At 42.5% G+C, this 19545-nt stretch carries 15 protein-coding genes; 6 read left to right on the top strand and 9 right to left on the bottom strand.

The features are described from left to right. Position 1: 1 nt before the first annotated feature. From nuoH to ndhC, 7 genes are all read right to left on the bottom strand, one after another. On the bottom strand, positions 2 to 1021 hold the full coding sequence (nuoH, locus tag HHA41_RS08585) for an NADH-quinone oxidoreductase subunit NuoH (protein WP_004975457.1): 1020 nt from the start codon (positions 1019 to 1021) through the stop codon (positions 2 to 4). A 3-nt stretch (positions 1022 to 1024) separates the two neighbouring features. Beyond that, positions 1025 to 3709, bottom strand: coding sequence for an NADH-quinone oxidoreductase subunit NuoG (nuoG, locus tag HHA41_RS08580; RefSeq protein ID WP_168461366.1), 2685 nt, complete (start codon positions 3707 to 3709; stop codon positions 1025 to 1027). An 11-nt stretch (positions 3710 to 3720) separates the two neighbouring features. Further along, a complete protein-coding gene (gene nuoF / locus HHA41_RS08575) occupies positions 3721 to 5058 on the bottom strand; it encodes an NADH-quinone oxidoreductase subunit NuoF (RefSeq protein WP_168461365.1) in 1338 nt (445 codons plus the stop codon). Continuing rightward, positions 5055 to 5564 carry an NADH-quinone oxidoreductase subunit NuoE gene (gene nuoE / locus HHA41_RS08570; RefSeq protein WP_004975451.1) on the bottom strand — a complete coding sequence of 170 codons (510 nt, stop codon included), beginning with the start codon at positions 5562 to 5564 and terminating at the stop codon, positions 5055 to 5057. The genes nuoF and nuoE overlap by 4 nt, the downstream gene beginning before the upstream one ends. A 14-nt stretch (positions 5565 to 5578) precedes the next feature. After that, a complete protein-coding gene (gene nuoC / locus HHA41_RS08565) occupies positions 5579 to 7366 on the bottom strand; it encodes an NADH-quinone oxidoreductase subunit C/D (protein ID WP_070155070.1) in 1788 nt (595 codons plus the stop codon). Between the two features lie 85 nt (positions 7367 to 7451). Next, on the bottom strand, positions 7452 to 8129 hold the full coding sequence (locus HHA41_RS08560; RefSeq protein ID WP_004975447.1) for an NADH-quinone oxidoreductase subunit B: 678 nt from the start codon (positions 8127 to 8129) through the stop codon (positions 7452 to 7454). Positions 8130 to 8135: 6 nt separating this feature from the next. Then, positions 8136 to 8681, bottom strand: a complete 546-nt coding sequence (ndhC, locus tag HHA41_RS08555) for an NADH-quinone oxidoreductase subunit A (protein WP_004975445.1) — start codon at positions 8679 to 8681, stop codon at positions 8136 to 8138. 440 nt (positions 8682 to 9121) lie between these two features. On the opposite strand from ndhC, the gene HHA41_RS08550 reads away from it, so the two are divergent. After that, positions 9122 to 9478 carry a hypothetical protein gene (locus HHA41_RS08550; protein ID WP_154320444.1) on the top strand — a complete coding sequence of 119 codons (357 nt, stop codon included), beginning with the start codon at positions 9122 to 9124 and terminating at the stop codon, positions 9476 to 9478. Between the two features lie 176 nt (positions 9479 to 9654). On the opposite strand, the gene HHA41_RS08545 is transcribed toward HHA41_RS08550, so the two are convergent. Then, positions 9655 to 10566 (bottom strand): farnesyl diphosphate synthase, encoded by a 912-nt coding sequence (locus HHA41_RS08545; RefSeq protein ID WP_168461379.1) that lies wholly within the window; start codon positions 10564 to 10566, stop codon positions 9655 to 9657. 187 nt (positions 10567 to 10753) lie between these two features. Then, a complete protein-coding gene (gene prpF, locus HHA41_RS08540) occupies positions 10754 to 11944 on the bottom strand; it encodes a 2-methylaconitate cis-trans isomerase PrpF (protein WP_168461363.1) in 1191 nt (396 codons plus the stop codon). 321 nt (positions 11945 to 12265) lie between these two features. Here prpF and HHA41_RS08535 point away from each other — a divergent pair, with 321 nt between their 5' ends. From HHA41_RS08535 to HHA41_RS08515, 5 genes are all read left to right on the top strand, one after another. Then, positions 12266 to 13621 carry an amino acid permease gene (locus tag HHA41_RS08535; protein WP_171525287.1) on the top strand — a complete coding sequence of 452 codons (1356 nt, stop codon included), beginning with the start codon at positions 12266 to 12268 and terminating at the stop codon, positions 13619 to 13621. A 312-nt stretch (positions 13622 to 13933) separates the two neighbouring features. Continuing rightward, positions 13934 to 15067, top strand: coding sequence for an ABC transporter ATP-binding protein (locus HHA41_RS08530; RefSeq protein ID WP_168461360.1), 1134 nt, complete (start codon positions 13934 to 13936; stop codon positions 15065 to 15067). Positions 15068 to 15088: 21 nt separating this feature from the next. Then, positions 15089 to 16105, top strand: coding sequence for an extracellular solute-binding protein (locus HHA41_RS08525; protein ID WP_168461358.1), 1017 nt, complete (start codon positions 15089 to 15091; stop codon positions 16103 to 16105). 88 nt (positions 16106 to 16193) lie between these two features. Further along, complete coding sequence (locus HHA41_RS08520; RefSeq protein WP_168461357.1) at positions 16194 to 17816, top strand: iron ABC transporter permease; 1623 nt, start codon at positions 16194 to 16196, stop codon at positions 17814 to 17816. A gap of 354 nt (positions 17817 to 18170) precedes the next feature. Next, a complete protein-coding gene (locus tag HHA41_RS08515; RefSeq protein WP_168461355.1) occupies positions 18171 to 19433 on the top strand; it encodes an outer membrane protein transport protein in 1263 nt (420 codons plus the stop codon). The last annotated feature ends 112 nt before the right edge of the window (positions 19434 to 19545 follow it).

Here is a 19545-nt window from a genome sequence, read left to right as displayed (position 1 = left end):
CTTAGGCCGAATGATTCATAAGAATCACAGCACCAGTTACCAAAAGGTTAACAAGCGCCAATGGCAAGCAAATTTTCCAACCAAAGTTCATCACTTGGTCATAACGTGGACGCATTAAAGAACCACGTGCCAAGACAAACATCATTACAAAGAATGCTGTTTTGATAATGAACCAGAAAGCTGCTGGAATGAATGGAATTTCAAGGTTAAACGGCGCAAGCCATCCACCGAAGAATAAAGTCACGATAAGCGCAGAGATCAGTACCACGTTGACATATTCTGCAACGAAGAACATACCCCATTTCATACCGCCATATTCTACGTGATAACCTTCTGCCAATTCTTGTTCTGCTTCTGGTTGGTCAAATGGGTGACGGTGTGTTACCGCAACACCAGCAACCACGAAAATCAAGAAACCTAAGAATTGTGGAATCACAAACCAAACATCACGTTGCGCTTCAACAATTTCACGCATGTTGAATGAGCCTGCAATTGCAACCACACCCATAAGTGAAATACCCAAGAACACTTCATACGAAATGGTTTGAGCTGCTGAACGTAGACCACCAAGCAATGCGTATTTGTTGTTTGATGACCAACCACCAAATAACACCGCATAGACTGCAATACCAGCCATTGCCATAAAGAACAACAGGCCAATGCTCATGTCTGCAACACCTAAATAAGGTGATACAGGAATAACCATGAACGACAGTACCGCAGTTGCCATTGCAACTGCTGGTGCCATACGGAAGGTTAGTTTGTCGGCAAATTTAGGTGTCCAGTCTTCTTTGAACATGATTTTAAGCATGTCGGCTACAATCTGGAACATACCACCTGGACCTACACGGTTCGGACCATAACGGTCTTGCCATAAGCCCAGTAAACGACGCTCAATAAAAGACATGAGCGCAGCAATCAATACTACAACCAGTAAGATGACAATCGCTTGAATGACTGAATAGGCAATTGGCCAGTTCTCAGCCCACAGCGGCGTCTGACGGATTAATTCTTGTTGCATGAATTACACTCCTACCGCGACTGAAACAGGCTCTGCAAGAGATACCGTTGGTGCAAGACCAATTGGGTAGCCAATATAACCTGTAGGTAAATATTCAATCACTTGTACTGGCAGTACGATAGACGTTTCACCTGCTTGTACGGTAATTGTTTGACCATCTTGTACATTCAAACGCTGCGCATCTTGAGTGCCTACAGCAAATACAGCTTCAGGAATACGCGTTTCCATTGCAGGCGTTTTCACCGTAAATTCACCCGATGCAAAAATGTGATGCATTGGAATTAAACGGAAGCTTTCAGGATTAGCTAGCACAGGTGCTGGTGCCACATAGCTACGTGCAGGACGTTTTGCTAAGCGATCGAATAAACGAATGCCTGAATCACCACCTTTTAAGTGACCGCCCACATTGTCTTGGAATTTGTTCCAAGCTTGTGGTGAGTTCCAACCTGCAGACCATGCAAATGGTACAAGTGCCGATGGTGTTTGGTTACCAACATAACCTTCCATAGAGAAAGTTAATGCAGAATCGACATCGGTCGGTTGTTTTGGCTCGTGAATAGATAACGGCGCACGCATTGCAGTACGACCTGAGTAACGACGTGGTTCACGCGCAACTTTCAAGCCATGTACACGGAAACCTGCATCTGGTGCAACATGCTGAATTGCTTCAAGTGCTGGAATATTTTTCGCAACAGATTCAATCACGTCATCTAAAACAGTCCAGGAAATTGCTTTACCTTTTAAGCCTGTTTCAAGTGCGTGTAACCAGCGCCAAGATTCTTTGATTGCTAGTTCTGGTTTGTAATAGCTTGGGTCATACACTTGGAAGAAACGTTGTGCACGGCCTTCTTGGCTCACGACAGTACCATCACCTTCCGCAAAGCTAGCTGCAGAAAGTACGATGTTGGCTTTTTGCACAGTTGCTGTTTCAGCATGATCAAGCACAATTACATCTTGTACTTTTGCCAAAGCGGCATCAACTTGTGCTGCAGGTAAACGACGGTATAAGTCGTTTTCAACCACAATCACAGCATCATAATCTTGTGCAAATGCTTGCTCTAAGCTTTGACCACCTAAAATTGCCAAGCCCATTGAGTTCACTTCTGGCACAGTTAAGCTTAAACCTGCGTTCGCACCCAAGTTTTGCGCCACTTGTGCAGCCGCTTCCATAATGGCAGCGTCTTGTAAGCTTGTACCTGAAATTACCAATGGTTTTTTCGCAGCTTTTAACGTGTCGGCAATCGTTTGTGCAAATGCTTTCGCATCGTCATCTAAACCAGTGATTACATCACCTGCTACTGCAGCTGCAATCGCAAAACCTAAACGTGCAATGTCGTTTGGAGATGCAACCACTTCACCGGTTGCTACATCGGCTAAACGCGTTTGCGTTGCAGCCAAAATGTAAATTGGTGATTTTGCATCTTGTGCAATACGTTGCACAGGTTCAGCCAACCAGTCTGGAGTACGACGCTCTGCGGCCATTTCTTTGGCTTTGTTTTTCGCCGCTTGACGAACAGACAAGGCCATACGTGGTGCAGTTTGGGTTAAATCTTCACCCAAAATTAACACAGCATCGTAATCTTCAATTTCACGCATACCTGGGTTGTAAATACCTTCGGTTTGCATAATTGAAGCTGCCAGCTCTACCAAGTTTTGCTCTTTTTGCGATAAGCCTGTTGAGTAGTTGTCTTGACCCACCAACTCACGCAAAGCAAAGTTTGATTCAAGCGATGCACGTGGCGAACCAATACCTAAAACTTTTTTGCCTTGAACTTTGGCAATAATCGTATCAAGTGCAGTATCTACAGAAACGGTTTCTACACTCGCACCGTTACGGAACTGTGGCTGACGCGGACGATCTTCACGGTTCACATAACCTGTACCGAAACGACCTTTGTCGCACAGGAAGTATTGGTTTACTTCACCGTTAAAGCGGTTTTCTACACGACGTAATTCGCCATAACGCTCACCCGGAGAGATGTTACAGCCAGAAGAACAGCCTTGGCATACGCTTGGCGCATACTGCATATCCCACTTACGGTTATAACGTGCAGAGTGAGTTTTGTCGGTAAATACACCTGTTGGACATACTTCAGTCAAGTTACCAGAGAATTCAGATTCTAAAGTACCCGACTCAGGACGACCAAAGTACACACGTGATGCGTTGGCATAAACGCCAAAGTCTGTACCGCCTGCATAGTCTTTGTAGTAACGCACACAGCGATAACATGCGATACAACGGTTCATTTCATGTGCAATGAACGAACCTAGCTCTTGGTTATAGTGAGTACGTTTGGTGAAGCGGTAACGACGACGGTCATGCTGTGTCATTACAGTCATATCTTGTAAATGACAGTGACCACCTTCTTCACAGACTGGGCAGTCGTGCGGGTGGTTCGTCATCAAGAACTCTACAATTGAAGCACGGAACTCAGTCGCTTCCTTGTCTTCAATTGAGATATAGGTATTGTCAGCAGCAGGTGTCATACATGACATAACCAAGCGACCACGAGTATCTTCAGGGTTCGCATATTGGGTCACGGCACATTGACGGCAAGAACCGACAGAACCTAAGGATGGATGCCAACAAAAGTACGGAATGTCGATCCCAAGGCTCAAACATGCTTGCAGCAAGTTTTCCGAGCCATTGACTTCGTACGATTTTCCATCGACATGAATTGTAGCCATAGTCGAATTCCTTAAGCTTGTTCTACGTTGCTAGCTTGAGCAGCAGGACGGCTATTTGCCACTTTTGCTTCAAACTCGCTACGGAAATATTTGAGTGCGCCCATTAATGGCTCCATCGCACCTGGTGCGTGAGCACAGAAGGTCTTACCAATCCACAATTTTTTGGTGAGTTCTTGAAGATGTTGAATGTCTTCTTCTTTCCCTTCGCCATTTTCAATTGCTTTGAGTGCTTTTACAGCCCACGGTAAGCCATCACGACATGGCGTACAGAAACCACATGATTCGCGCGCAAAGAATTCTTCTAAGTTACGGGTTGCAGAAACCATACATTGAGTTTCATCGACTACCATGAGCAAACACGTACCTAAACGTGAACCTGCTTTCATGATGCTCTCTGCATCCATTGGCAAGTCAATGTGTTCTGCTGCCAAGAAGTCAGTAGATGCACCACCCGGTAACCATGCTTTTAGCTTCAAGCCATCACGCATGCCACCCGCATAGTCTTCAATCACTTCACGTGCAGTCGTACCAAATGGCAGTTCCCATAGACCTGGGAATCTCACCTTACCTGACGCACCGTAAATTTTTGTGCCAGGATCTTTCGATTTGCCTGCAGATAAACCGATATACCACTCTGCACCACGTAACATGATTGCAGGTAAGTTGTTATAGGTTTCTACGTTGTTGACAATCGTTGGACGACCCCATGCCCCTGCAACTTGCGGGAATGGTGGTTTAGTACGAGGGTTTGCACGACGACCTTCAAGCGAGTTAATCAATGCAGTTTCTTCACCACATATATAACGACCTGCGCCTGTGTGCACGTATAACTCAAAGCCCCAACCTGTACCTAAAATGTTTTCGCCCAAATAACCTTTGGCACGAATTTGCTCAATTGCTTCATTTAAGTGCTGTGCAGCTTCGATGTATTCGCCACGAATAAAGATATAACCGTGTGTAGCTTCAAGCGTATAAGCTGCAATCAACATACCTTCAATCAGTTGGTGAGGAAGTTTTTCCATCAACAAACGGTCTTTGAAAGTACCCGGCTCCATCTCATCGGCATTACAAATCAGGTAACGTGGACCTGAATTGTCGTTTGGCGCCATCAGTGACCATTTGATCCCTGCTGGGAAGCCTGCACCACCACGACCTTTTACTGTCGCAGCTTTAATGACTTCAAGCACATCTTTAGGCGGCATAGAAATCGCTTTCTTAAAGCCCGCATAACCTTCTAGCGCTTCGTAATCATCTGCATTACGCACGTGCTCTTGCTTGCTTAAACGCCAAGTTAATGGATGCGTTTCTGGGTTACCGTCACCATAAATTGGTCTTGGTTCGGTATTCATACATACTTCTCCAATAACTGTTGCACCGATGTCACCTCAACTAAACCGTGAGTATCTTCATCAATCATCAAGGTTGGTCCCTTGTCGCAATTTCCTAAACAGCAAATTGGCAATAACGTGAAACGACCATCTGCAGTCGTTTGACCAAACTGAATGCCTAATTCACGCTGGAATGCTTCTGCCAGTGTTTCTGCACCCATCAAGAAGCATGCAATTGAGTCACACAATAAAATCACGTGACGACCTACAGGCTGGCGATAAATACGGTTATAGAATGTTGCAACACCTTCTAAATCAGCAACGCTGATGGTGAGAAGTTGTGCAATTGCATTTAACTGCGCGTCATCTACCCAGCCATTACGGCGCTGTACACACTTCAAGGCATCTAAAGATGCTGCACGTGGGTACGGATAATGACCAATGTGATGTTCAATTTCATGGATTTCTTCCGCAGTTAAAATCCCTTCAACATTCACACGTGGCTTTTTATCAGTCAAAATCATCATAATGCGTTTACCCCTTAGCGATCCACGTCTGCCATTACGACGTCAATGGTCGCTAAATAAATGATTAAGTCAGATACCAGACTGCCGTTAATCACAGAAGGCATTTGCTGTAAATGCGTGAAAGTTGGTGTACGAATACGGGTACGGTAACTCATCGTCGACTTATCTGAAGTCAAGTAATAGTTAGATGCACCTTTCACCACTTCTGCCATTACAGATGCTTCACCAGCAGGCATTACAGGACCCCAAGACACGCTTAAGAAGTGCGTAATCAAGGTTTCAATATCTTGTAATGTCTTGTCTTTTGGTGGTGGAACAGCCAATGGATGATCCGCTTTATATGGACCAGAAGGCATGTTATCTAGACATTGTTTGATGATTTTCAATGACTCTTCGATTTCACGGAAGTGTACCAATACACGTGCGTAAGCATCGCCTTCGTACTCTACTGGCACGTCAAAGTCATAGTTTTCATAACCACTGTATGGACGGTATTTACGCACGTCAAAGTCGATACCTGTTGCACGTAGACCAGTACCTGTTACACCCCACGCCAAAGCAGATTTCGCATCATACTGTGCAACGCCTTGCGTACGACCCATGAATACAGAGTTGCGTAATGCCGCAGTGTAGTATTCATTCATACGTTTTGGCATCCACTCCAAGATTTCACGAATCAGGTGCTGCCAGTTGTTTGGTAGGTCGTGTGCGGTACCACCAATACGGAACCATGCTGGGTGCATACGGTAACCAGTAATGGCTTCAATCGCATCGTAGATTTTTTGACGGTCTGCGAACATATAGAATACAGGGGTCATACCGCCCGCATCCTGAATTGCAGTACCAATGAACAATAAGTGGTTATTGATACGGAATAATTCCGACATCATGACACGAATACATTGTGCGCGGTCTGGCACAGTAATACCTGCCAGTTGCTCCACACCCATCACATACGGCATGTTTTGAGCACAACCACCTAAGTAGTCCACACGGTCGGTGTAAGGAATGAATGAATGCCAAGTTTGACGTTCAGCCATTTTTTCCACACCACGGTGGTGATAGCCGATATCTGGCACACAGTCTTTCACTTCTTCACCATCCAACTGCAAAATTACACGGAATGCACCGTGTGCAGATGGGTGGTTAGGACCCAAGTTCAAGAACATGAAGTCTTCGTCTTTATTACCGCGCTTTAAGCCCCAATCTTCAGGCACAAAGCGTAGGTGTTCCTGCTCGAAGTCTTGTTTAGCTTGGTTTTGCATGTACGGGGTATATTCCGTAGCACGTGCAGAATACTCTTTACGTAACGGGTGACCTTCCCAGTATGTTGGCAACAAAATACGACGGAGCATTGGATGCCCTTCGAAGTTGATACCAAACATATCGTAAGCTTCACGTTCGTACCAGTTGGCATTTGGCCAAATGTTGGTTGCTGTAGGAATATTGAGATCACTCTCATTCAAGGCAACTTTAATACGAATGTCCGTGTTACGCTCAAGCGATAACAAGTGATAGAACACTGTAAAGTCAGACGCAGGTAGACCGTCGCGGTGAGTACGTAAACGCTCATCTACCGCAGACAAGTCGAACAACATCACGTATGGACGTGACACTGTACGCAAGAACATTAAAACTTCTTGTACACGTGCGCGCTCAACCCAGACTGTTGGAAAATCTTCAAAAGTCGTTTGCACGTAGAAGTTCTCACCAAATTTGGTTTTGAGCTCTTCTACAATTGCAAATGCTGGGCGTGAATCAACTGCTGTTGATTCTGGCATAGCAATGTCAGTTTCAGCCATTGGCTTGGCTTCCTATTTAATACAAATTCAGTCAACCTAAACGACAACTACACCCCTCGGGTGCATCAATATTTGTACGTTTAAATTATTTAATTTCATCCATAGAGCGTAAGTTTTTCACCGCAATACGCTGTGCATTCTTACGGTCACGTTCTGGCATCATCTTTGGCTTATACACTGGCTTAAGATCATCACCAATCACCGCAGACAACGGACGACGCTCTAATTGAATTTGGTCTTGTAATAACATTAATGCTTGAATTAATGCTTCAGGACGTGGTGGGCAACCTGGAATGTACACATCCACAGGAATGATTTTATCCACACCTTGTACAACTGAATAAATGTCGTACATACCACCTGAGTTTGCGCATGCGCCCATTGAGATAACCCATTTAGGCTCAAGCATTTGCTCATACAAACGCTGAATTACAGGTGCCATTTTTACGAAACACGTACCTGCAACAATCATCAAGTCTGCCTGACGCGGTGAAGCACGAATAACCTCAGCACCAAAACGTGACAAGTCATGCACGCCTGTTAAGGTCGTTGCATACTCTACGTAGCAGCACGATGTACCAAAGTTGAACGGCCAAACTGAGTTCTTACGTCCCCAGTTTACTGCTGTATGTGCCAAGTCCTCTAAACGAGTCATAAACACATTTTTATTCACTTCTTCTTCAAGCGGATCAGTTACGATTTGGCGCTCTTGAAGTGGATATTGATCAGCATCGGGATTCGCACGGGTTAAGGTATATTTCATCCCGAGTTACTCCTTGTCAGATGAGGTAGTCGCAGATTTTTTTACACGACCAGAGGATTGAGCTGGAATTTGACCGGTAGGGTCCGTTACCAATTCTTCAATTGAGTTAAAGCGTGTGATTTCTGCAAGATCCATATTTGGCGAACCAATTTTAGGTTTAATCCCTGCTGCTTTACGCTTATCAGATGGTGCCCAGTTCAGTGCGCCGGTTGATAATTCATAAATTAAGCCAACGAGTAAAACTAAAATAAATACAGCAGCAGTTGCAAAGCCCACCCAACCTACTTCACGAACAGATGCTGCCCATGCATATAGATAAAGTGCTTCTAAGTCGAAAACAACGAAGAAAATTGCAACCAAATAGAACTTGGCAGATAAGCGGATACGTGCTCCACCAGCACCAACAACACCCGACTCAAACTGCTCTTGCTTCGCACGTCCCCATGATTTACCCCCAAGGAGTAAAGGAACGGTTAGCATAAAGACGCATAAAAATGTAACGCCGATCACGAAGGCAATAATTGCCCATTCGTATGGAGTAATGGCACTCATGCGGGGATAACTCCTGGCAGGCCTATTTATTAACAAAGAATGTATGTATTGGCCTTCAAATACACCAAACACAAAATTAATCACGCCAATTGTACCTGATTTATGATTTCACTTGCTAGTTCATAAGTCTTAGTCTTTCGGATGATTTTTTATTCAAATACTTGATATTTTAGAATTCCACTACTCTGTAGGGCTATTAATCGCTTTAATGAATAGATAAACCATTTATGATTATTTTTTCCAAAACACCAACTGCGCTGTTCGTTACAAAGTTTTTTAATTTCTAAACAGATCATGGCAAATTTAGGTTTCAGCTTAGTGCACAGCATCAAATTCTTTGTGTAGTTTTTGCAACTTCAGCCCAGAGTTTCTTTAATTTTTAGCCTAGAGTGTGTTATTCCTATGAAGCATTAAAAATTTGAATAATAAGGAGTAAACACATGAGCTTAGACTATACCCACAAACCGAATTACTTTATGTTTGCGCAATTATTTATTCGTCATTTACAAAATTATTTTGAAAAGCATCCCGATGCACAAAATGCAATTTTTGACCTACGCGATGTTTATGAGTTATTTCGTCAAGACAAGGCTTCTGCCACCATTAATTTAGACGGCATTATGAATATTGCAGATGAATACCGAATAGAAACTTTACAGGGTGATCAAAAATTGATTAGTCGCTATGCGATTGATCCACAAAACAACTCTCTTTTGGTCGATTTTAACCGAGAGGCTTTAGATAGCTTAAAGCAAGGCAAAACAATTCTTGCTCCGGATGCAACACTTCAGGAATAAAAAGCAAAAAAAGGAGTGAAATTTTAAACCGGTAAATATTTTAAAATAGACTTACTCCAAAGCAACAACATAAAAAAGCGAGCAAATGCTCGCTTTTATTTTTTTTGGCACACCGCCAATTTACTTCAATTAAAAATCACTATATTTAAAGGTATCAGTAAAACCTAAAGCATCAATTAGCTTTTACGTGACAGTAAAAATTCTGAAATTTTCTGTAGCTCTGTTGCTGCAGCAGTATCAAAAAAAGCCAACGCAGCAAAAGCCTGATCATGTAACTGTTGAGCGTAAGTTTGTGCCTGCTCTAGCCCCATCAATGCAGGATAAGTGGATTTTTCCACCTGCTCATCTTTGCCTGCGGTTTTACCGAGCACTTCAGTCTCTGAAATAATATCCAAAATATCATCTTGTACCTGAAAGGCTAGACCAATCGCTTGTGCATATTCACGCAGGTGTGGAATGGCTTTATCTCGTCCATCAAACACGGTCACAGCAGCCATCATCACTGCAGCAGAAATCAAGGCACCTGTTTTATTACGATGGATACTTTCCAAAGTCGCCTGATCGACTTGTTTGCCTTCAGATTGTAAATCCATAACCTGACCACACACCATTTTTGATGATGCTGTAGCTAAAATTTGCATCTGCTTGAGTACAATCCCTTGATCTACCGCAGCAGACTGATCAAACAAACGGCTGCCTAAAATTTCAAATGCCATCGATTGTAAAATATCACCTGCCAGCAACGCAGTATCTTCACCATAAGCTGCATGACAAGTGGGCTGCCCACGACGCAACAAGTCATTATCCATACACGGTAAATCGTCATGCGCCAGTGAATAACAATGAATCAACTCGATTGCAACTGCAGCACGGCGTACTGCTGCATAGTTCTGATTAGGTCTTAACGCAGCTGTGGCATAACACAAAGCAGGACGCACTCGCTTACCACCCAACATGACGGCATGATGCACAGCGGACTTTAACGGTTCTGGCAATGCAAAGGCCTCTAAAGCGGTAAGCAAGTCTTGCTGAATACGTTGTTGGGCTGCGGTTAATGCATGCGCCTGTAAATCGTGAAGTGATGACACATTCGCCTCGAATTGTTGGTTCATGTCTGATAAGCAGTAAGCTGCCTTGTCTGTTGCAGCATTGTACCCATAATTCAATTTTTTTTAAGCCTTAACTGTACCGATATAGTATTTCAGCTACAAAAAAGCCCCTATTATTATAGAGGCTAGTTTTGCTTAAATTTAAAATGTCAGGTTCATGACCAATTTATTCGAGAGTTTCAGCAGGTACGCGCACCCAACCTTCCATCAAGACACGTGCACTACGGCTCATTACCGCTTTTTTCACTTGCCACTGTCCATTTTCCTGCACGGCTTGCGCACCAACACGAAGCGTACCCGATGGATGTCCAAAACGTACCGCTTCACGCTCTCCGCCGCCTGCTGCCAAGTTCACCAAAGTTCCTGGAATGGCTGCAGCAGTACCAATTGCAACAGCTGCCGTGCCCATCATGGCATGGTGTAATTTACCCATCGATAATGCACGCACCAATAGATCGGTATCTGCTACCTGAATTTGCTTTCCGCTTGAAGAAACATAACTTTTTGGTGCAGAAACAAACGCAATTTTTGGGGTATGCTGACGCTTTTCAGCTTCGGCAATTTCCTGAATTAGTCCCATTTGTTTGGCGCCATAAGCACGAATGGTTTCAAAACGTGCCAATGCCTGTGCATCACCATTGATCGCATCTTGCAATTCTGTGCCGGTATAACCAATATCTTCTGCATTCAGGAAAATTGTTGGAATACCCGCATTAATAAATGTAGCTTGAAATGTTCCAATATTTGGCACATCTAAAGTATCCACGACATTGCCTGTCGGGAACATTGCCCCACCCTCGTCACCATCATCGGCAGGGTCTAAAAACTCAATTTGTACTTCTGCTGCTGGGAATGTCACGCCATCCAGCTCAAAATCACCTGTTTCCTGCACCTGACCGTTGGTTATCGGTACATGTGCAATAATGGTTTTTTCAATATTTTTTTGCCAAATACGTACTGTGCACACACCATTTTCTGGAATTTTACTGGCATCGACCAAACCATTACTAATGGCGAATGCACCTACCGCAGCCGTCAGGTTGCCACAGTTACCACTCCAATCCACAAAAGGCTGATCAATTGAAACCTGTCCAAACAGATAATCGACATCATGATCAGGCTGCGTACTTTTAGCCAGAATTACCGTTTTGCTGGTGCTTGAAGTTGCACCGCCCATTCCATCAATTTGCTTGGCATAAGGGTCTGGACTGCCAATGACGCGCAATAAAATTTGATCTCTAATTTTACCTGGCTGCTGTGCTGCTACAGGTAAATCATCAAGTTTAAAAAATACGCCTTTACTGGTACCGCCGCGCATATAAGTCGCTGGAATTTTAACTTGTGGTGCAAAACGCATGAATTTTATTCCCTTGTTTTTGATTGTTATGGTCAATATAAAAAGACCCTTTTGCATGATAACGGTTTTTATTCAAAAGGTATCGTGGTCTTGACTTAAGTATAAAAAAACAACATTTGGTAAAATTTACCCTAGCCAGTCATCTTGATTTATAAGACAAAAATAAAATTAATATATTGATTACGCTAATTTTTAAAATAAAAGCCAGCTAAACTTATTTTTATAATTTGCATAAATTTAATTCATAAATGTATAGCTACTAGGCTAATGAAATTTGATCTATTACAATCTTGTCACTTTTTCATTGTCGGGCTGAATACTTTGAACAACGAGTCTTCACAACTTCAGCGTGGCTTAAAGAACCGCCATATTCAATTGATTGCCATGGGTGGCGCAATTGGTACTGGTTTATTCTTAGGTTCCGCGCAGGTCATCCAATCTGCTGGCCCATCTATTATTTTGGGTTATGCCATTGGTGGTCTTATTGCATTTTTAATTATGCGCCAATTGGGGGAAATGATTGTTCATGAGCCCGTTGCAGGATCATTCAGTCACTTTGCCTATAAATATGCAGGTAAGTTCCCTGGCTTTTTAGCTGGCTGGAATTACTGGATTCTGTATATTTTGGTGGCCATGGCAGAACTCACCGCAGTCGCGAAATATATTAACTACTGGTGGCCGCATATTCCTGCATGGACATCAACACTGTTCTTTTTCATTGTGATTACCATTATTAACTTGGGCAATGTGAAGTTCTACGGTGAGTCAGAATTCTGGTTGGCGATTATTAAAGTCGCGGCTGTAGTCTCGATGATTGTATTTGGTTTATACCTATTACTTTCTGCAGATGCGACCTCCACTGCTTCTTTCAGCAACCTTTGGGCACATGGCGGCTTCTTCCCGCATGGCTTTGAAGGGTTATTCTTTATGTTGGCTTTCCTGATGTTTGCCTTTGGCGGCATTGAATTGATTGGTATGGCAGCAGCCGAAGCGCAAGACCCAGAAAAAACAATTCCTAAAGCCATTAACCAAGTGGTGTTCCGTATCCTGATTTTCTATGTCGGTTCGCTCACTATTCTGTTGTCTTTAGTGCCTTGGAATCAGCTCGATTTAGGTGGTTTAGATAAAAGCCCATTCGTGATGATTTTTAGTCAGATGGGGATTGAATGGGCTGCGCACTTACTGAATTTTGTGATTCTGACTGCTGCACTTTCTGTGTATAACAGTGGGATGTATGCCAACAGCCGTATGTTGTTCGGTTTAGCCAAACAAGGCAACGCACCAAAAATTTTCCTAAAAGTGAATAAACAAGGTGTGCCAATCCCAGCCGTCCTATTCTCTGCAGTGTTGATTTTTGGCTGTGTATTATTGAACTACTTTGTACCAGAAGAAGCCCTAAGCCACCTCATGTACATTGTGGTTGGTGCTTTGGTTCTAAACTGGGCAATGATCAGTTTAACCCACTTAAAATTCAGCAGTACTTTGAAAAAATTGGCTGTTCCAACCAAGTTCCCTGCGCTTTGGTCGCCATTCAGTAACTATCTGGTGTTGGCCTTCATTGCTGTGGTGCTATACATTATGTGGACTCAAGGCTTCAAAGAATCAGTCATTATGATTCCAGTCTGGATTGTTTTAATGTTCATTCTGTTTAAGGTGCTTAATTCCAAAAAACCTTAATTTGGATTGCATTTATATCGCCCCATTTAAAAAGTTACTGCTTCGGCAGTAACTTTTTTTATAGCTCGGTTTTGTCTTTCCGCATGTAAGTTCAACTCTCAGTAAAGTGTAGTTATAAAACCTTCAAATTTTTAATCCTGCTGTAGGATTCTCGTTCAGAATATAAACCAATGAAACACTGCTGTTTTTCTTGATATTTCAACCAATTTATACTCTCCCCAAGGTCATTTACATTCTAAATGATAAAAAGACTCTACTTGAGAAGAATTCTTAGTTATTATTTGAGCACAAAATTTGTCGTGTGAAATATCCATGAATGCGTTTGCTGCACAACCTGCCAATGTATTGACCATCCAACAGCTGAGTAAAAAGTTTGGTTCACGTTTTGCCGTGCAAAATGCAACATGGTCTGCCATGAGTGGGCAGATTGTCTGTTTGCTGGGACACTCAGGATGCGGCAAAACCACCATGCTGCGCTTAATTGCAGGTTTGGAAAATCCAAGCAGTGGTTCTATTCAACTCGAACAGCATATTTTATGGGATGCACAACAACAAATACCTGCAGAATCCCGCAACATTGGTTTAGTCTTTCAGGATTACGCCCTTTTTCCACATTTAAGCGTGCTAGAAAACGTCATGTTTGGCTTAAAGAAATTCCCTAAATCGCAACGTGCTGATATTGCCAAACAAGCCTTAGAACACGTGTCGATGCTGCATCATCAAGACAGCTATCCCTACACGCTTTCAGGCGGTGAACAACAACGAGTAGCTTTGGCACGTGCATTAGCCCCTAAACCGCCAGTTTTACTTATGGATGAACCTTTTTCCAATTTGGATCATCGCCTGCGTGATCAAATCCGTCAAAGTACCATTCAAATTTTAAAACAAACGGCAACCACTACGGTCATTGTCACGCATGACCCTGAAGAAGCGCTGCAAATTGCTGATCAAATTATCTTAATGCATCAAGGGCAAATCATTCAAATTGGCTCGCCTAAGCAACTCTACCTACAACCTAAAACGTTATTTGCAGCGCGCTATTTTTCTGCGTTGAATGAAATTCCTGCACAAGTCAATAATCAAACAATCTCCACCATTTTTGGTCAAGTTGATCGTGGTCAGCAGGATTTAGCACAAGACTTATCTACGCAAAAACAAGTGCAATGCTGCTTCCGCCCTCATCAAGTTCGTGTCAGCAAAACCCCTAGTGAAGGTGCATTACCAGCAAGCGTGCTGTCTTCAAGCTTTATGGGACACGCGCAGCAACTACGTCTAAAACTACAAGATCATGCGCTCACACTTTTGGCACAAGTTAATCATCTTCAAGATTTCCAGCATACCGAACAAGTCTATGTTTCTGTAGATTTAAACAGCTGTTTTTTCTTGGCATCTGATGAGCAATCATCAACCACACCAGATTCTGCTTTAGCTGCTATTCACATTTAAATTTTCGATTAGGAATACCGTATGAAACCAATGTCTAAATTATCGCTGGTTGTTACAGGTCTACTTGCGTTTGGTGCAAGTGTGGCGCAAGCAGCAGAAGTAAACTTATACACCACACGTGAACCTGTTTTAATTCAAACATTATTGACTGAATTCACGCAAAAAACAGGTGTAAAAGTAAATACTGTTTTTATTAAAGATGGTTTATTGGAACGTGTAAAAGCAGAAGGTCGTCGCTCACCTGCCGATGTCATGCTAACCGTAGATTTTGGTAATTTAGTGGACTTGGTAGAAGGTGGCTTAACCCAGCGAGTTAGCTCTAAAACATTAAATAGTGCGATTCCTGCTAACTTACGTGCAGCCAATGGACATTGGTATGCCTTGTCGATGCGTGCACGTGCAGTCTATGCCTCTAAAGACCGTACATCTTTAAAAGCCATCACTTATGAAGATTTGGCTAATCCAACATGGAAAAATAAAATCTGTATTCGCTCAGGCAGCCATCCATATAACACTGCTTTGATTGCGGCTTATATCGCTCATCATGGTGAAAAACAAGCTGAAACTTGGTTGCGTGGTGTAAAAGCTAATTTAGCTCGCCCAGCCAGTGGTGGTGACCGTGATGTGGCACGTGATATTTTAGGAAAAATTTGTGATATTGGCGTTGCCAACACTTATTATGTAGGCACAATGCGTACAGGTGATGCCGAACAACAACGTTGGGGCAATGCGATTAATGTCGTGTTACCGCGTTTTAAAAATGGTGGAACACATGTAAACGTATCGGGTGCAGTGGTCTCTAAACATGCGCCAAACCGTAAAGAAGCTGTACAACTGCTTGAATTTTTAGCTTCAGATCATGCGCAAGCCATTTACGCACAAAACGGCTTTGAATACCCTGTTAAACCTGGTGTAAAAATTGACCCAATTATCGCTAGTTTTGGCAAACTCAATATTGATTCAATTCGTTTAAGCGATATTGCACGTCACCGTAAAGCCGCCAACTTATTGGTCGATAAAGTCCAGTTTAACCGCTAAAATTTTCTGCTTTTATCTTACAGTGCAGTGATTTGCATTGTAAGATGCGCAACTGTTCCCTCCCCCCTTATTTAGTGCCTCTATTGCAATGCTTAAAAATAAATTTAATTTTTTATTTTCGCTCAGTGGGTTATTGACACTACTCGCCTGTTTACCTGTGGTCGCTTTAATTTGGACAGCATTACAAGGTGATAGTGAAATTTGGGGGCATCTGCTGCGTTATGTAATTCCACACACGTTGGCAGAAACTGGGATTTTATTGTTGGGTGTGGGAATTCTCACCATCCTGATTGGTACAGGCAGCGCATGGATTGTAACAGCATATCAATTCCGAGGTCGTGCATTTTTAGATTGGGCCTTACTGCTACCTTTAGCTGTACCAACTTATATTATTGCGTATAGTTATATCGACATTTTGCATCCTATTGGTCCTGTGCAAAGCATTCTGCGTGATTGGTTTAATTTAGAATTACAACAGTTTTGGTTTCCTAATATTCGTAGCGTTTGGGGCGGCATCTTCTTGCTTAGCTTTGTGCTGTATCCGTATGTGTATTTAAGCACCCGTGCAATGTTTCTGATGCAATCAGCCAGTCTAATTGAGGTCGCACGTACATTAGGATTAAAATCCGATCAAGTGTTTTTACGTGTTGCGATTCCATTAGCACGTCCTGCGATTGCTGTGGGTACTAGTCTAGTTTTAATGGAAACCATTAATGATATTGGTGCAACAGAATTTTTAGGCATTAAAACCTTAACTTTGTCGATTTATTCAACCTGGACCAATCAATCGGACTTGGCTGGCGCAGCGCAAATTGCCATTTTCATGTTGATGATCATCACCTTATTGGTTTTGGTGGAGCGTTTAGGTCGACGTAAACAGCGCTATATGAACTCTGCTCAACGCAGCCGTTTAATGCCTGCACAATCGGTCAAAGGTACTAAAGCACTTGTATTATTGGGTTTAGGTTTAATTCCTGTCTGTATTGGCTTTTTAATTCCAACCAGTCATTTATTGGTTCAATCCTATAAACGTATTCAATATGCAGGGTTCTCAGATTATCTGATCCAAGCATCCATCAACACACTGACGCTTGCCAGTATTGCCACCATCGTCACCATTTTGATTGGCTTCTTTATCGTCAGTGCTGCACGTTTTAGCAAACACAACTGGTTTAGCCGCATTTCTAGCTTAGGTTATGCCATTCCAGGAACCGTTTTAGCGATTGGTCTCATGTTGGCTTTGGGTAAAATTGATCATACCATTGCCGACTTTTTAGAATTTAAATTAGGGATACACACAGGTTTATTATTCCTCGGCACCAGTTTTACCCTTATTTATGCTTATGCTGTGCGTTTTTTAGCTATTTCAGTAGGTGGAATTGAGTCAGGCTATAACCGTATTCATGGTGTTTTTGATGATGCTGCACGTAATTTAGGACAAAACAGCTTTGCGATTTTATGGCGTGTGCACTTGCCATTATTGCGTCCTGCCATTATTTCTGCAGCTTTATTAATTTTTGTAGACTGCATGAAAGAGCTGCCAGCAACTTTATTGCTCCGTCCTCTAAATATGGAAACACTCGCTACCCAATTGTATGCAGAGGCCTCTAGAGGAACTTATGAAGATGGTGCTGTGGCCGCCTTGTTGATTGTATTGGTTGGTCTTATTCCTGTTATTTTATTGGCAAAGCTTGGAAAAACCACACGTTAACCCCGTCTTTTGTTGCAATACACTGATTGCAACAATGTTTTTTCACAATAAAAAGTATTTTTTTTAACCAATCAAAAATACTGGAATTGTTGGTCATTTTTTGATTTTATTGCTTTAATTTCAAAGACTAAAGCTTTAAAAAAACATAAACATTAGAACAAATACTCTATTCGGCTTAATTTTTAAACTAATTAGTTTTTCCTAGAGCATTTACTCTTATTTTAATTGTGATATTTTTGTCACATGGAGTAACAAATGGTCTCGGTGAATACAAGCCGAAATCATCCTAGATGAAAGCTTAAAGCATCAACAAAAACTGTCATAAAAGACTTTATAGCCCAAGGGAAATATATAATGAAATTAAAAGCACTAAGCACAGCAATCATTTTAGCAACTGTACCAATGACAGGTGCTTTTGCTGCAGGTATGGATCGTTCTGGTCAATCCATCGCTGCGTTCTTACAACCGGGTAACTACTTTGAAGCAGGTATTTCTGTATTAGACCCAGATGTATCTGGTAAAACTACAGCTATGACCACTCTTATGGGGCAGCAAATTCCATCACACGCAACAGGTGATATGGCAAGTGATTATTACTTCCCTCACGCTGCCTTAAAACTACAAGTCACCGATCAATTTTCTTTCGGTGTAATTTACGATCAACCATTCGGTGCAGAAGCTGAATATACCGCTCAATCAGCAGCATTTAATCCGACAGGAAGTGACGGTACCCGTGCTGAAGTAACAACTGAAAATCTAAGCTTCTTATTTGGTTTCCAACCAACTGAAAACTGGAATATTTATGCGGGTCCAGTTTATCAAACAGCTAAAGGTAATGCTGCATTACGTGGTGCAGCATATAGTCTATTACATGGTTACGATGTAACCATGAAAAAAGACAGCGAAATTGGTTGGTTAGCAGGTCTAGCTTTCCAAATTCCAGAAATTGCACTTAAAGCTTCTTTGACCTATCGCTCTGAAGTTAAGCACGAGTTAGCAACTACAGAAGCAACACCTCAAATTGGCCTTGGTACAACGGTGCTTGCTCCAGCAATGCCTCTTACACCAACAGGAAATACCAAAGTAACAACTCCACAGTCTGTTAATTTAGATTTTCAAACAGGTATTATGGCAGATACCGTTGCTTTTGCTAACGTACGTTGGGTTGATTGGTCTGACTTTAGTATTCGCCCACCTGCTTTTGGCGAAACTTTAGATGGTTTAGCAGAAGCATCTGCTTTACCACTCGTACCTGCTCAATTAAAACCTACGCTAGCAAGCTTAAAAGGTGGCAACCTTGTTGAATATAACGAAGAGCAATGGTCAGCTACTGTTGGTGTTGGCCGTAAACTGAACGATAAATGGGCAGGTAATGTCTCTGTAGGTTGGGACTCTGGTGTCGACAACCCTGTAACTACTCTTGGTCCAACTGAAGGCTATTGGAACGTAGGTCTAGGTGTTCAATATTCACCTGCGCCAAACTATTTCATTGCGGGTGGTGTTAAATACTTCTGGTTAGGCGATGCAACCGCTTTAACAGTTGCTAACCCAAATGTTGGTGAATTTGAAGATAACCACGCAATCGGCTACGGTTTAAAAATGGGTTACCGCTTCTAATTAATTATTCCCAAATCTAAAAACCATCCTTCGGGGTAATGCCAGTCAGTTAAGAAATTGACTGGCATTTTCTTGGATATTTTTGTGCTTTAATTTTCACTACTCGCGGACA

This window comes from Acinetobacter sp. A1, assembly GCF_012371315.1.
Classification (GTDB): Bacteria; Pseudomonadota; Gammaproteobacteria; order Pseudomonadales; family Moraxellaceae; genus Acinetobacter.
Note: the sequence above shows the minus strand (reverse complement) of the source record. Positions and strands in the feature narration are given on the sequence as shown.

Coding starts and splice junctions, on each gene's coding strand:
- HHA41_RS08520 (WP_168461357.1), top strand. CDS start 16,194: ATGCTTAAAAATAAATTTAATTTTTTATTTTCGCTCAGTGGGTTATTG.
- nuoH (WP_004975457.1), bottom strand. CDS start 1,021: ATGCAACAAGAATTAATCCGTCAGACGCCGCTGTGGGCTGAGAACTGG.
- nuoC (WP_070155070.1), bottom strand. CDS start 7,366: ATGGCTGAAACTGACATTGCTATGCCAGAATCAACAGCAGTTGATTCA.
- nuoG (WP_168461366.1), bottom strand. CDS start 3,709: ATGGCTACAATTCATGTCGATGGAAAATCGTACGAAGTCAATGGCTCG.
- HHA41_RS08550 (WP_154320444.1), top strand. CDS start 9,122: ATGAGCTTAGACTATACCCACAAACCGAATTACTTTATGTTTGCGCAA.
- HHA41_RS08515 (WP_168461355.1), top strand. CDS start 18,171: ATGAAATTAAAAGCACTAAGCACAGCAATCATTTTAGCAACTGTACCA.
- nuoF (WP_168461365.1), bottom strand. CDS start 5,058: ATGAATACCGAACCAAGACCAATTTATGGTGACGGTAACCCAGAAACG.
- prpF (WP_168461363.1), bottom strand. CDS start 11,944: ATGCGTTTTGCACCACAAGTTAAAATTCCAGCGACTTATATGCGCGGC.
- ndhC (WP_004975445.1), bottom strand. CDS start 8,681: ATGAGTGCCATTACTCCATACGAATGGGCAATTATTGCCTTCGTGATC.
- HHA41_RS08530 (WP_168461360.1), top strand. CDS start 13,934: ATGAATGCGTTTGCTGCACAACCTGCCAATGTATTGACCATCCAACAG.
- HHA41_RS08560 (WP_004975447.1), bottom strand. CDS start 8,129: ATGAAATATACCTTAACCCGTGCGAATCCCGATGCTGATCAATATCCA.
- nuoE (WP_004975451.1), bottom strand. CDS start 5,564: ATGATGATTTTGACTGATAAAAAGCCACGTGTGAATGTTGAAGGGATT.
- HHA41_RS08525 (WP_168461358.1), top strand. CDS start 15,089: ATGAAACCAATGTCTAAATTATCGCTGGTTGTTACAGGTCTACTTGCG.